The following is a 13,207-nucleotide window of genomic DNA, read 5'->3' as shown; positions in this document are numbered from 1 at the left end:
CGGCCCGCTGAATCCGGCGGTCAGGTCACCGGCGCCGGATTGAAGAGCGCCAGCGCATTGTGCAGCTTGAGCTTCTCCGCACAGGTCTTCTTGCGGCCGCTCGCAACGTCGAGCATGAAGCGGAACAGCTCCCAGCCCACCTCTTCGATCGTTGCCGAGCCTGTTGCAATCGTGCCCGCGTTGATGTCCATCAGGTCATGCCAGCGGCGCGCCAGATCCGAGCGCGTAGCGACCTTGATGACGGGGACTTCCGCGAGACTATATGGCGTGCCGCGGCCCGTCGTGAAGACGTGCAGGTTGATACCGGCCGCAAGCTGAAGCGTGCCGCAGATAAAGTCGCTCGCCGGCGTGGCCGCGTAGATCAGGCCTTTCTGGCGCACTTTCTCGCCCGGCGACAACACGCCGGAAATCGGCGAGTTTCCCGATTTGATGATCGAGCCCATCGCCTTTTCGACGATGTTGGAGAGGCCGCCCTTCTTGTTGCCCGGCGTGGTGTTCGCGCTGCGGTCGGCGCCGCCGCGCTTCAGATAATTGTCGTACCACTGCATTTCGCGAATGATCGCCTGAGCGACGTCCGCATTCGCCGCGCGCGCCGTCAACTGGTCGACGCCGTCGCGTACTTCGGTGACTTCGGAGAACATGACCGTCGCGCCGGCGCGCACCAGCAGGTCAGTCGCGAAGCCGACGGCCGGATTCGCAGTGAGACCGGAGAACGCGTCGCTGCCGCCGCACTGCACGCCCACGACCAGATCCGCCGCCGGGCAGGTTTCGCGACGCCGGTTGTTCAGCCGCTTCAGGTGACTTTCGGCCGTTCTCATGATCGACTCGACCATCGACTGAAAGCCAACGTGCGCTTCGTCTTGCAGCACGACCACGTCGCCGTTCTCGTCGGCGCCGAGATCGCCGATATCCGCGATTTCGCTCGGGTTCTGCGCCGCGGCGATGGGGATCGTGCCCGGCGGCATCAAACGCTCCGGCTGCAACTTCTCGCAACCGAGGCTCACCATCATCACCTCGCCGCCGAAGTTCGGATTCAGCGCGATATTGCGCACCGTGCGGATCGGCACCATTGCGTCCGGCGCGTCGATCGCCACGCCGCAGCCGTAGGTGTGGCCGAGACCCACCACGTCGTCGACATTCGGATATTTCGGCAGCAATTCGGACTTGATGCGCACCACCGCGTGCTCGACGACATCGGCGACGCACTGCACGGTCGTGGTGATCGCCAGGATGTTGCGCGAGCCCACTGAGCCGTCGGCGTTCCGGTAGCCCTCGAACGTGTAGCCCTCGAGCGGCGGCATTTCGGGCGCCTTGATGGTGGCGATCGGCAGGTCCTCGAGCCCCGGCGGGCTCGGCATGCGGATCACGTGTTCGTTGATCCAGCTTCCCTTGGGCAGCGCTTTGAGCGCATAGCCGATCACCACGTTATAGCGGATGACTTCGTCGCCTTCGGCCAGATCCGCAAGCGCAACCTTGTGACCTTGCGGGACGCGCTCGCGCAGCACGAGGCCGTCGGGAAATACCGCGCCCTCGCCCAGGCCGCCGTCGTTGACGACGATCGCGACGTTGTCATTGGGGTGAACGCGAATGTAGAGGGGTGAGAGTTCCATTGCATCGATCCTTATGGCGATTTACGCCTTCTGCGGCAGCAATTCATACGTCATCCTACAACATACATGTTTGCCCGCATGTTCCGTATTTACCCTATGACCAGCATTATGCCGCGAAAACTCCGTTGAGTTAGCCGAATTGTTGTTGTACGATGACGTATAAGAAATCTTCATTTCTATCGATCGACGGTCCAACCGATCTCAACCCTTAGCGACGCCCGGATACATACATCATGACTACACCGCAGGAACTCAAGCAGATCGTCTCGCAAGGCCTCCTCTCCTTCCCCGTCACCGACTTTGACCAGAACGGCGATTTCCGCGCCGACACTTACGCCGAGCGCCTGGAATGGCTGGCTCCGTACGGCGCGTCGGCATTGTTCGTGGCGGGTGGCACGGGCGAGTTCTTCTCGCTCACGCATGACGACTACTCGAACGTGGTGCGTACCGCGACTGAAGTGTGCAAGGGCAAGGTACCGATTCTGGCCGGCGCAGGCGGCCCGACGCGCGTCGCGATTGCGTACGCGAAGGAAGCCGAGCGCCACGGCGCGAACGGCATTCTTCTGATGCCGCATTATTTGACGGAAGCCTGCCAGGAAGGTATCGCCGCGCACGCCGAAGAGGTCTGCAAGTCCGTGCCGAACATGGGCGTGATCATCTACAACCGCGCGAACTCCAAGCTCAACGCCGACATGCTCGAAGGGCTCGCCGAGCGCTGCCCGAACCTGATCGGTTTCAAGGACGGCGTGGGTGAAATCGAAAACATGGTAACGATCCGCCGCCGTCTGGGCGACCGTTTCTCGTACCTCGGCGGCCTGCCGACCGCGGAAGTCTACGCCGCGGCATACAAGGCGCTGGGCGTTCCGGTGTACTCGTCGGCAGTATTCAACTTCATTCCGAAGACGGCGATGGACTTCTACCGCGCTATCGCCGCGGACGACCACGCAACCGTCGGCAAGCTGATCGACGAGTTCTTCCTGCCGTACCTGAAGATCCGCAACCGCCGCGCCGGCTACGCGGTCAGCATCGTCAAGGCAGGTGCAAAGCTGGTTGGCCATAGCGCCGGCCCGGTGCGCGCACCGCTGACCGATCTGACCGAAGAAGAAACGGCGCAACTCGACGCGCTCATCAAGACGCTCGGCCCGCAGTAATGCTGCGCGCCTGACCGGCGCGTGGATTTCGCGCCGGTCAGCAAATAAGCGCCGCACAAGCGGCAGCGCAACAGCGCCCGGGGACAACACCGTCGCCGGGCGTTTTTTGCACATGCGTATCTGAGCCGCCGCGCCGCCAAGGCCGGACACCCGCCCCCTTGCATAAGAACTAAGGAGATGACCATGGACCTGAGCCGCACGGCAAGTTCCGCGAACGTTGCGAAGCGCACGAAAGTCCGCTACGCAATCCTGCTGCTTATCTTTGTAATCACCACGTTCAACTACGCGGACCGCGCAACGCTGTCGGTCACCGGCTCGGCAATGCGCGCCGAGTTCGGCTTCGACGCGATCCGGATGGGCTACATTTTCTCCGCGTTCAGCTGGGCGTATGTGCTCTCACAACTGCCGGCCGGCTGGCTGCTCGACCGCTTCGGCGCGCGGCGCGTGTATGCCGCGAGCATTTTCTTCTGGTCGCTCTTCACGCTGCTGCAAAGCTCGATCGGCCTGCTCGGCAGCGCGGCTGCCGCGGTCACCGGTCTCTTCCTGTTGCGTTTCGCGATGGGCGCGGCGGAATCGCCTGCCTTTCCGGCTAACGCCAAGGTGGTGGCAAGCTGGTTTCCGACCAAGGAACGCGGCACGGCATCGGCGATATTCAACTCGGCGCAGTACTTCGCGGCAGTCGTATTCACACCGTTGATGGCCTGGCTCACGCACGCGTTCGGCTGGCACATGGTCTACGTGGTGATGGGCGTCGCCGGCTTACTGCTCGCCCTCACCTGGCTCAAGGTGATGAAGCATCCCGCCGACCACCCTGGCGTCTCCGCTGCGGAGCTCGAGTACATCGAACAGGGCGGCGGCGTGGTAAGCGGCCAACATAACGCGCGTCGTGAAAACGTCGAGAAGGCAGGCGGCTGGTCCCTCGTGCGTCAATTGCTGAGCAACCGGATGCTCGTCGGCGTCTATCTTGCGCAGTACTGCATCAACGTGCTGACGTACTTCTTCCTGACGTGGTTTCCGATCTACCTCGTGCAGGCGCGCGGCATGACGATCCTGCAAGCGGGCCTCGTGGCGTCGCTGCCCGCGATCTGCGGATTCTCGGGCGGCGTGCTCGGCGGCATCCTGTCCGATTCGCTGATCCGGCGCGGCCAATCGCTGACCGTCGCGCGCAAGGTGCCGATTGTCGGCGGCATGCTGCTGTCGGTGTCGATCATCGGCTGCAACTACGTGTCCACCGACTGGGTCGTCGTCGCGCTGATGTCACTCGCGTTCTTCGGCAAGGGCATCGGCGCGCTCGGCTGGGCGGTGGTCGCGGATACGTCGCCGAAGGAAGCGCTCGGTCTGTCCGGCGCGATCTTCAATATGTTTGGTAACGTGGCCGGCATCGTCACGCCGATCGTGATCGGTTATCTCGTGGCGAAGAGCGGCTCGTTCAATGGCGCACTGGTCTTCGTCGGCGCAAATGCGCTGCTCACTGTGTTCAGCTACCTCGTAATCGTGAAGGACATCAAGCGCGTGGAATTGCGCCCGCGCTAAGCGCCGCGCCGCGTCGCCGCCCGACAGCGCCGTACCGCGCGCCGCCGCTTCCCGGCCGCGGCACGGCGCTAAATGATCCGGCCTTTCTATAATCAGTCGTCAGACGACGGTATAATGGATCGCACGAAGTCTCTGCAACTACCTGATTCAAGGGGCGTTTTCGATGGCTACACCACTGGCATCCGCGGCACCGCCACGACGCGCTCGTAATCTCGCCGAGCTCGTCGTCAATTACGTCACCGAGCAGATCGCGTCAAACGCCCTCAAGCCCGGCGACAAGCTGCCGACAGAATCGCAACTCATGGTCACGCTGAGCGTAAGCCGCACGGTTATCCGCGAAGCGATTTCGCGCCTGCAGGCGGGCAAGATCATTGAGACGCGTCACGGCATCGGCAGCTTCGTGCTCGAACCGCAGCGCGAAAAGCTCGGCATCGACATGGTGCCGGCCACCACGCTGCGCGACGTGCTGTCGATTCTCGAACTGCGCATCAGCCTCGAAACGGAATGTGCGGGCCTCGCCGCTCAACGCGCGAAGCCGGAAGACGTCGCCCGCATGCGCGCCGCGCTCGACGCGATCGAGGCGACGCGCCACAACGGACGCGACAGCGTCGACGCCGATTTGCAGTTCCATATCTCGGTGGCGCGCGCTACCGGCAACCGCTATTTCGTGGACATCCTCACGCAAATGGGCAGCGCGCTGATTCCGCGCAACCGGCTCGACTCGGCGGGCATTGCGCGCGCCGAGCCGGACGCGTACCTGTCGCTCGTCAACCTGGAGCACGAGAGCATTCTGGAGGCGATCAGCCGGCACGACGCCGAAGGCGCGCGCGCGGCCATGCGCATGCATCTGTCCAACAGCCGCGAACGGCTGCGACGCGCGAACGAAATCTCAGAAAGCCATAGTTGACGGGCCGCTGAGCACCTCGCCCTTTCTCACGGCGGATACGCAAAAAAATGGCCCGGGAGTCGCCTCCCCGGCCATTTTTCGTTCCAGCCGCAGTTCAATCGCAACGATTAGCTGCGCGTGATTTCGCCATCGCGGCGGCGCCACAGGTCGAGCGGATTGCCGTCAGCCAGCGCCTGCGGCAGCAGGTCGGCCGGGAAATCCTGATAGCAGACCGGGCGCAGGAAACGCTCGATCGCGGTCGTGCCGACCGACGTCGCGCGGCTATCCGATGTAGCCGGGAACGGGCCGCCGTGAACCATGGCGTGACACACTTCGACGCCGGTCGGATAGCCGTTGACCAGAAGCCGGCCAGCCTTGCGCTCGAGAATCGGCACGAGCTTTCTGGCTGCGGGTACGTCGGCGCTGTCCATCTGGATTGTCGCGGTCAACTGGCCGGCAAAGTGCTCGGCAACCTGCAGCAGTTCGTTTTCGTCCTTGCAACGCACGATCGTCGATGCCGGTCCAAACACCTCGTCTTCCAGCGCCGGCGTGGCGAGGAACGTTTTGGCGTCCGTCACGAACAATGCCGCGCGCGCCTGGTTCGGCCCCGTCACGTCGACGCCGCGCGCCACCGTCTCCACGCCCGGAATACCGGCCAGCTTGCTTTCGCCTTGCGTGTACGCCGAATGGATGCCCGATGTGAGCATGGTCTGCGCGGGCTTGCCGCCAAGCGCCTCGGACGCCACGGCGACGAAGTTCTTTAGCGCGTCGCTGTCCACAGCGATTGCAAGGCCCGGGTTGGTACAGAACTGGCCGGCGCCGAGCACCAACGAATCCACGAAACCACGAGCGATGTTCTCGGTGCGCTGCGTGAGCGCGTTCGGCAGCAGGAACACCGGGTTGATGCTGCTCATTTCCGCAAAGACCGGAATCGGCTCGGGACGCGCCGCCGCGACGCGCATCAGCGCCAAGCCGCCCGCGCGCGAACCGGTGAAGCCGACCGCCTTGATCGCCGGATGCGCGACCAGCGCTTCACCGACCGAATTGCCTGCGCCGACGATCAGCGAAAACACGCCTTCGGGCAAATCCATTTCCTGTGCGACGCGTTGAATCACGCGGCCGACCATTTCCGACGTGCCGAGGTGAGCGCGGTGTGCCTTCACCACCACCGGGCAACCGGCCGCGAGCGCCGCAGCCGTATCGCCGCCTGCCACCGAAAACGCGAGCGGGAAATTGCTTGCGCCGAACACGGCGACCGGGCCGATCGCGATCTTCTGCATGCGCAGGTCGGAACGCGGCAGCGGTTTGCGATCAGGCAGCGGCGAGTCGAGCGTCGCGTCGAGCCACTGGCCCGAGCGAACGAATTGCGCGAACAGCTTCAACTGACCGGTCGTGCGGCCGCGCTCGCCTTCGAGGCGCGCTTTCGGCAAGCCCGATTCCTGCTGCGCACGCTCGACGAGAGCATCGCCCAGCGCAGTGATGCCGTCGGCGATACGCTCCAGGAATTCTGCGCGCACTGCGAGCGGCAGTAGGCGGTACGGATCAAACGCTTTCTGCGCCAGTTCGCACGCAAGGCCGACGTCGCGAGCCGTGCCGCTGCCGAAAACCGGCTCGGCGATGTCCGCACCGGTGGCGGGATTGAATGCGTGCAGCGCCTCTTCGGCGCCACGCACCGATTGACGGCCGATCAGCATTTCGCCGGTGATCCGACCGATGACTTCGCTGGAACTGGACATGTCTTTTCCTTTGGATTGAATGCTAAAGATATAAGTCATCCTACAACATAGCGGCATTCCTGCGCAACCTGAACCGCCCTGCTTCGGCATAGATTCGGGTTAACGTGCCCGTTACAACGTCTTCCCCGGGTGCTAATCTGAAATAGATATACGACGACCTATAACATGCGGTCAGCCATCGTCGGAACTAGCCCGATCCATTGCCGTCGAGGAAAACGTTCATGCCCGCCGCGCCCTGCCAGCCTTATCAGTCCCTTCCCAATAGTTTCCGCCAGGCGGTTCGCGGAGGCGAAACCCTGATTGGCTGCTGGGCCTCGCTCGCCAGCCCGATCGTCACGGAGTTGCTCGGCGTGATCGGATTCGACTGGATGCTGCTCGACGCCGAGCATGCACCCAACGACGTCCTCACGCTGATTCCGCAACTGATGGCGCTGAAGGACAGCCGCAGCGCGCCGGTGGTGCGCCCGCCCAGCAACGACAGCGTCGTTATCAAGCGGCTACTCGACAGCGGTTTTTCCAACTTCCTCGTGCCGTTCGTCGATAGCGCCGACGACGCGGCGCGCGCGGTCGCGGCCACCCGCTATCCGCCACAGGGCATTCGCGGCGTCTCGGTGGGTCACCGCGGCAACCGCTATGCGACGGTACCCGACTATTTTGACATTGCCAACGACAACGTCTGCGTGATCGTGCAGATCGAGAGCCGCAATGCGGTAGAGGCCATCGACGAGATTCTTGCCGTGGACGGAGTAGACGGCGTTTTCGTCGGGCCGTCGGACCTCGCCGCGGGATACGGGCACCTGGGCAACGCCGGACATCCCGACGTGCAGCAGGCGATCGCGCATGTGTTCGAGCGCGCGCAGGCCGCCGGCAAGCCGAGCGGCATTCTTGCACCGGTGCAAGCCGACGCGGAGCGTTATCGTGACATGGGCTGCCGCATCCTCGCCGTCTGCGCCGACCTCGGGCTTTTGAGGAACGCCGCGCAGACGGTCCACCAACACTTCATACAGAAACCGGCGGGCCAAAGCTGAACCGCGCGCTAAGCGCACACTACCCGGCACAGCCGTGGCCGCCACGATATCTCCGGAGCATTCCATGCAAAAAGCAGGCTTTATCGGACTCGGCATCATGGGCAAGCCCATGGCTGCCAATCTTCTCAAGAACGGCGTCACGCTCGCTGCCTTCACGCGCAGCGGCGTGCCCGGCGATCTCACCCAAGCCGGCGCGCAGGCTTGCGACAGCCCCGCCGCCGTCGCCGCACAAGCGGACGTGATCTTCATCATGGTGCCGGACACGCCGGACGTCGAGCGCGTGCTGTTCGGCGAAAACGGGCTGGCGAGCGGCTTGCGCGCCGGGCAGACGGTGGTCGACATGAGTTCGATTTCGCCGATGGCCACCCGCGACTTCGCCGCTCGCGTGCGTGAAACCGGCGCGGATTATCTCGACGCTCCGGTGTCGGGTGGCGAAGTCGGCGCGAAGGCGGGTTCGCTCACCATCATGGTGGGCGGCGAGCAGAACACCTTCGACAGCGTGAAGCCGTTGTTCGACATGATGGGCAAAAACGTCACGCTAATCGACGCGGTCGGCGCCGGACAGGTATGCAAGGTCGCCAATCAGGTGATCGTGGCAGCCACTATCGAGGCAGTCGGCGAGGCGCTGCTGCTCGCGTCGAAAGCCGGCGTGGACCCGGCTCGCGTGCGAGAAGCTCTGATGGGCGGCTTCGCGTCGTCGCGCATTCTCGAAGTACACGGCGAGCGTATGACCAAACGCACGTTCGACCCCGGTTTCCGGATCGAACTGCATCAAAAGGATTTGAATCTCGCGCTTCAGACCGCGCAGACACTCGGCGTCTCGTTGCCGAATACCGCCACCTGTCAGGCACTTTTCAACGCATGCGTCGCGCACGGCGGCAAGGCGTGGGACCACTCCGCGATGGTGCGCGCGCTCGAAGTGCTTGCCAATCACGAAATCGGCCAGCAAACAGCCTGACCCGCCACGCGCATCCGGTCGCGCCGCTTTTTCCGTTCACTCCGACGAACCGGCAAAGCGGCGCGTATTGCGTTTCAACTCACGCAAGAAGACAAAATCCCTTCGTTTCTTTCAATTATTAAGGATGACTGACTGAATTAAAGCGGTCGCGATGAACCGCGTACTTTCGAGCATCGACGATTATTTACAACGCCCTCAAGGGCATGGAGACATTCGTGACAACTCAATATAAAAGCGGCAGCCAAGGGGCGACATCGACAAACTCCGGTCGCGCCGAGCCTGCTTCGCCGGGGCGCCGGGCTTTCATGGTGTTCGCCGGGACCTCGGCGGGCGCAACGCTCGTCGGCGGGCTGTCCGCATGCGGCGGCTCGGGCAGTTCGGGCCTGACACCTGAAGATCCGATCTGGGGCAGTGCCGGCGCGGCGACGCAAATCATCGCGTCGCTCGCCGGCGTCACGCAGTCCATGTTCCCGTCACACGACTTCGTCGTCACGCAATACGGCGCACAGCCTTGCGCCGTTGTCGCCGCGACCAATCCATACACGGGTTCTTCTTCACCCGCGAGCCCCGGCTCGAACCAGACTCACGCGCCGTCGTCGTTCGACTCGCGGCCCGCGTTTCTCGCCGCGATTCAGGCCTGCAACGCGGCCGGCGGCGGACGCGTCGTGGTGCCCTCCGGTACATGGTATTGCGCCGGGCCGATCGTGCTGCTCAGCAACGTCAACTTTCACCTGAGCGCGAATTGCACGATCTATTTCAGCCCGAATCCGGCGGACTATGCGAAGGACGGCCCGGTAGACTGCGGTGCGAACGGCAAACTCTTTTACAGCCGCTGGCAGGCCAATGATTGCCTGAACTACGGCTCACCGGTGTACGCCCGCAATCAGACCAACATCGCGTTGACCGGCGAAGATGCAACCTCGGTTTTGAACGGCCATGCCATGACGCCCTTCTCCGGTTCGGGCAACACAGCCACATGCTGGTGGACATTCAAGGGTTCGAATGGCGCGTACGGATGCGTGAATTCGTCGACGCCTTCGCAGGTATATCGGAATCCGAACAATGTGGACCTCCGGACCGCCGCACCAGGCATTTCCGATGCGCTCTACGCACAGCTGACGAGTCCGACGACGCCATGGCAACAGGATCAGAACTACTTGCCCGCTCTCTCGGAAGCTGGCGTTCCGATTGCGAAGCGTATCTTCGGCATCGGCCACTATCTGCGCCCGTGCATGGTCGAGTTCATTGGCTGCACGAACGTGTTGATGGAGAACTATTGCACCAATAACACGCCGTTCTGGCAGCATCATCCGACCGATTGCAGGAACGTGGTAATTCGTGGCGTCACGACCAACAGTATCGGCCCGAATAACGACGGCTTCGATCCGGACGCGTGCAATAACGTGCTCTGCGACAACGTCACGTTCAATACGGGCGACGACTGCATCGCGATCAAGTCGGGCAAGGATCTCGACACGCAATACGGTCCCGCGCAGAACCACGTCATCCAGAACTGCACGATGAATAGCGGTCACGGCGGCATTACGCTCGGCAGTGAAATGGGCGGCGGCGTGCAGAACATTTACGCACGCAATCTGCAAATGTTGAATCAGAACTGGGCGACCAATCCGCTGAACATCGCGATCCGCATCAAGACGAACATGAATCGCGGCGGCTTCGTGAAAAACTTCTATGTCGACAAGGTGACGCTGCCCAACGGCGTCGCACTGAAAGGCGGAGGCTACGGCAGCGCGCTGCTCGCGGGCAGCCCGATCAACGGCACGGTGCCGCTCGGCGTGGTCACCCCGAGCGCGGCGAATCCGTCAGCGGCCCAAGGCGGCCTCATCACGTTCGACTGCGATTATCAGCCCGCCAACGACGCGATACGAACACGGCCTGCCGTCGTTCAGAACGTGAACATATCGAATGTGCAGGCGAGCAACGTGACCTCCGGCGGCGTCACCGGTTCGTGCTTCCAGGCGATCGTCGCACAAGGTCCGGTTGCGTTCGACTACAACGGACCCACGCCCGCGCCGACGATCCCGCCGATCACAGGCGTCACCATCTCGAACTGCAACCTGGGCACGGCGGTTTGCGCGGGACCGGCTACATCGACCACGCCCGGACCGATCTATGCGTACAACGTCAACGGCATCACGTTGAAGAACGTCGTCATCGGCTCGACAACGTACAACACGAATGTGACCGATCAGCGTTAGAAGGCGAGCGCGGCGGGCCCGAAAAAAACCGCTCGGATGAGCGGTTTTTTTCGAAACGAAAACCGGCCGCAGCCGCTATCGCAATCAGTCCTCGAGCAACGACAAATCGCGCACCGCGCCTTTGTCGGCCGACATGACCAGCTTCGCGTAGGCCTTCAGCGCCGCCGACACCTTGCGCGGACGCGGCTTGGCAGGCTTCCAGCCCTTCGCGTTCTGCTCGTCGCGGCGGCTCGCCAGTTCGGCGTCCGACAGCAGCACGTTGATGGTACGGTTCGGAATGTCGATGCGGATCTTGTCGCCATCGCGCACTAGGCCAATCGCGCCGCCTGCCGCTGCTTCCGGCGAGCAATGGCCGATCGACAGGCCCGAAGTGCCGCCGGAGAAGCGGCCGTCCGTCAGCAGCGCGCACGCTTTGCCCAAACCCTGCGACTTGATGTAGCTCGTCGGATATAGCATTTCCTGCATGCCCGGGCCGCCCTTCGGGCCTTCGTAGCGCACGATCACCACGTCGCCCGCCTTGACCTTGCCCGCGAGGATATTTTCCACCGCTTCGTCCTGCGATTCGGTGACGTGAGCCGTGCCCTCGAAGACCAGAATGCTTTCGTCGACGCCGGCGGTCTTCACCACGCAGCCGTCGAGCGCGATGTTGCCGGTCAGCACCGCAAGACCGCCTTCCTTGGAAAACGCATGCTCGTAAGACCGGATGCAACCTTCGGCACGGTCGAGATCGAGACTGGGCCAGCGCGTGTTCTGGCTGAATGCCACCTGCGTCGGAACACCGGCCGGGCCCGCCATGTAGAAGGTCCTGACGGCCTCGTCCCCGGTGCGCACGATATCCCACTGATCCAGCGCGTCTTTCAGCGTGGGCGCGTGCACCGTGGGCACGTCCGTGTGCAGCTTGCCGGCGCGGTCCAGCTCGCCGAGAATCGCCATAATGCCACCTGCGCGATGCACGTCCTCGATGTGATACTTGTTCGTATTGGGCGCCACTTTGCACAGCTGCGGCACGATGCGCGACAGACGGTCGATGTCCGTCATCGTGAAGTCGATCTCGGCTTCGCGCGCGATTGCCAGCAGGTGCAAAATCGTGTTGGTAGAACCGCCCATCGCGATATCGAGCGTCATGGCGTTTTCGAACGCCTTGAAGCCGACCGCACGGGGCAGCACGCTCGCCTCTTCCTGCTCGTAGTACTGGCGGGCCAGTTCCACGATGCGGCGGCCGGCGCGCTTGAAGAGCTGCTCGCGGTCCGCGTGTGTCGCGACCACGGTGCCGTTGCCGGGCAACGACAAGCCGAGCGCCTCGGTCAGGCAGTTCATGGAGTTAGCCGTGAACATACCCGAGCACGATCCGCAGGTCGGGCATGCGGAGCGTTCGACTTCGGCCACGTCGGCGTCGGAATACGCTTTGTCGGCGGCAATCACCATCGCGTCCACGAGGTCGAGCTTCTTGAACTCGATCGTGCCGGTCTTCGGATTGGCGAGGCGCGTCTTGCCGGCTTCCATCGGGCCGCCGGACACGAAGATCACGGGAATGTTCAGGCGCATTGCGGCCATCAGCATGCCGGGCGTGATCTTGTCGCAGTTCGAAATGCACACCATCGCGTCGGCACAGTGCGCATTGACCATGTATTCGACCGAATCCGCGATGATGTCGCGGCTCGGCAGCGAATACAGCATGCCGTCGTGGCCCATCGCAATGCCGTCATCGACGGCGATGGTGTTGAATTCCTTGGCTACGCCGCCTGCGGCTTCGATCTCGCGTGCGACGAGCTGGCCAAGGTCTTTCAGGTGCACGTGTCCGGGGACGAACTGGGTGAACGAATTGACCACCGCAATAATCGGCTTCGAGAAGTCTTCGTCTTTCATGCCGGTGGCGCGCCACAAGGAGCGCGCCCCAGCCATGTTGCGACCGGCGGTGGAGGTTTTGGAACGGTATGCGGGCATCGTGGTGGTTGAATGAATATCGCTTGAAAGAAGCGGGCCAAGGGAGTGAAGGCCCCTCGAGCGCCCGTGCGAACAACCTTTTGAGCCGCGCCCCGGGCAAAGCTCGCAATTATCCCACAGGCCCCGGCACCGTGTGGCTCAC

Annotated in this window: 9 protein-coding genes; 6 read left to right on the top strand and 3 right to left on the bottom strand. The window is 63.1% G+C overall.

The window, feature by feature from the left end:
* Positions 1–20: 20 nt before the first annotated feature.
* Complete coding sequence (gene garD / locus OH764_RS22185; RefSeq protein WP_498850815.1) at positions 21–1,610, bottom strand: galactarate dehydratase; 1,590 nt, start codon at positions 1,608–1,610, stop codon at positions 21–23.
* Positions 1,611–1,843: 233 nt separating this feature from the next.
* On the opposite strand from garD, the gene kdgD reads away from it, so the two are divergent.
* The 3 genes from kdgD (at position 1,844) to OH764_RS22170 (ending at position 5,201) form a co-directional block, all read left to right on the top strand.
* Positions 1,844–2,761 carry a 5-dehydro-4-deoxyglucarate dehydratase gene (gene kdgD, locus OH764_RS22180; protein ID WP_498850814.1) on the top strand — a complete coding sequence of 306 codons (918 nt, stop codon included), beginning with the start codon at positions 1,844–1,846 and terminating at the stop codon, positions 2,759–2,761.
* A gap of 183 nt (positions 2,762–2,944) precedes the next feature.
* Positions 2,945–4,294, top strand: coding sequence for an MFS transporter (locus OH764_RS22175; RefSeq protein WP_498850813.1), 1,350 nt, complete (start codon positions 2,945–2,947; stop codon positions 4,292–4,294).
* A gap of 163 nt (positions 4,295–4,457) precedes the next feature.
* A complete protein-coding gene (locus tag OH764_RS22170; RefSeq protein WP_020070333.1) occupies positions 4,458–5,201 on the top strand; it encodes a FadR/GntR family transcriptional regulator in 744 nt (247 codons plus the stop codon).
* 107 nt (positions 5,202–5,308) lie between these two features.
* Here the strand turns inward: OH764_RS22170 and OH764_RS22165 are convergent, their stop codons facing one another.
* The gene (locus OH764_RS22165) at positions 5,309–6,916 is read right to left on the bottom strand and encodes an aldehyde dehydrogenase (NADP(+)) (RefSeq protein WP_498850812.1); all 1,608 of its coding nucleotides are present in this window, start codon (positions 6,914–6,916) and stop codon (positions 5,309–5,311) included.
* A gap of 221 nt (positions 6,917–7,137) precedes the next feature.
* Here OH764_RS22165 and garL point away from each other — a divergent pair, with 221 nt between their 5' ends.
* From garL to OH764_RS22150, 3 genes are all read left to right on the top strand, one after another.
* Positions 7,138–7,944, top strand: a complete 807-nt coding sequence (gene garL, locus OH764_RS22160) for an aldolase/citrate lyase/malate synthase family protein (protein ID WP_498850811.1) — start codon at positions 7,138–7,140, stop codon at positions 7,942–7,944.
* A 64-nt stretch (positions 7,945–8,008) separates the two neighbouring features.
* Positions 8,009–8,902 carry an HIBADH family dehydrogenase gene (locus OH764_RS22155; protein WP_498850810.1) on the top strand — a complete coding sequence of 298 codons (894 nt, stop codon included), beginning with the start codon at positions 8,009–8,011 and terminating at the stop codon, positions 8,900–8,902.
* A 305-nt stretch (positions 8,903–9,207) separates the two neighbouring features.
* Complete coding sequence (locus tag OH764_RS22150) at positions 9,208–11,121, top strand: glycoside hydrolase family 28 protein (RefSeq protein WP_498851259.1); 1,914 nt, start codon at positions 9,208–9,210, stop codon at positions 11,119–11,121.
* Positions 11,122–11,205: 84 nt separating this feature from the next.
* Here the strand turns inward: OH764_RS22150 and ilvD are convergent, their stop codons facing one another.
* Positions 11,206–13,065, bottom strand: coding sequence for a dihydroxy-acid dehydratase (gene ilvD, locus OH764_RS22145; protein ID WP_481354776.1), 1,860 nt, complete (start codon positions 13,063–13,065; stop codon positions 11,206–11,208).
* Positions 13,066–13,207 lie beyond the last annotated feature (142 nt).

The organism is Burkholderia sp. M6-3 (assembly GCF_050858985.1).
Classification (GTDB): Bacteria; Pseudomonadota; Gammaproteobacteria; order Burkholderiales; family Burkholderiaceae; genus Paraburkholderia; species Paraburkholderia caledonica.
This window is presented reverse-complemented; position numbering and strand designations above follow the sequence as displayed.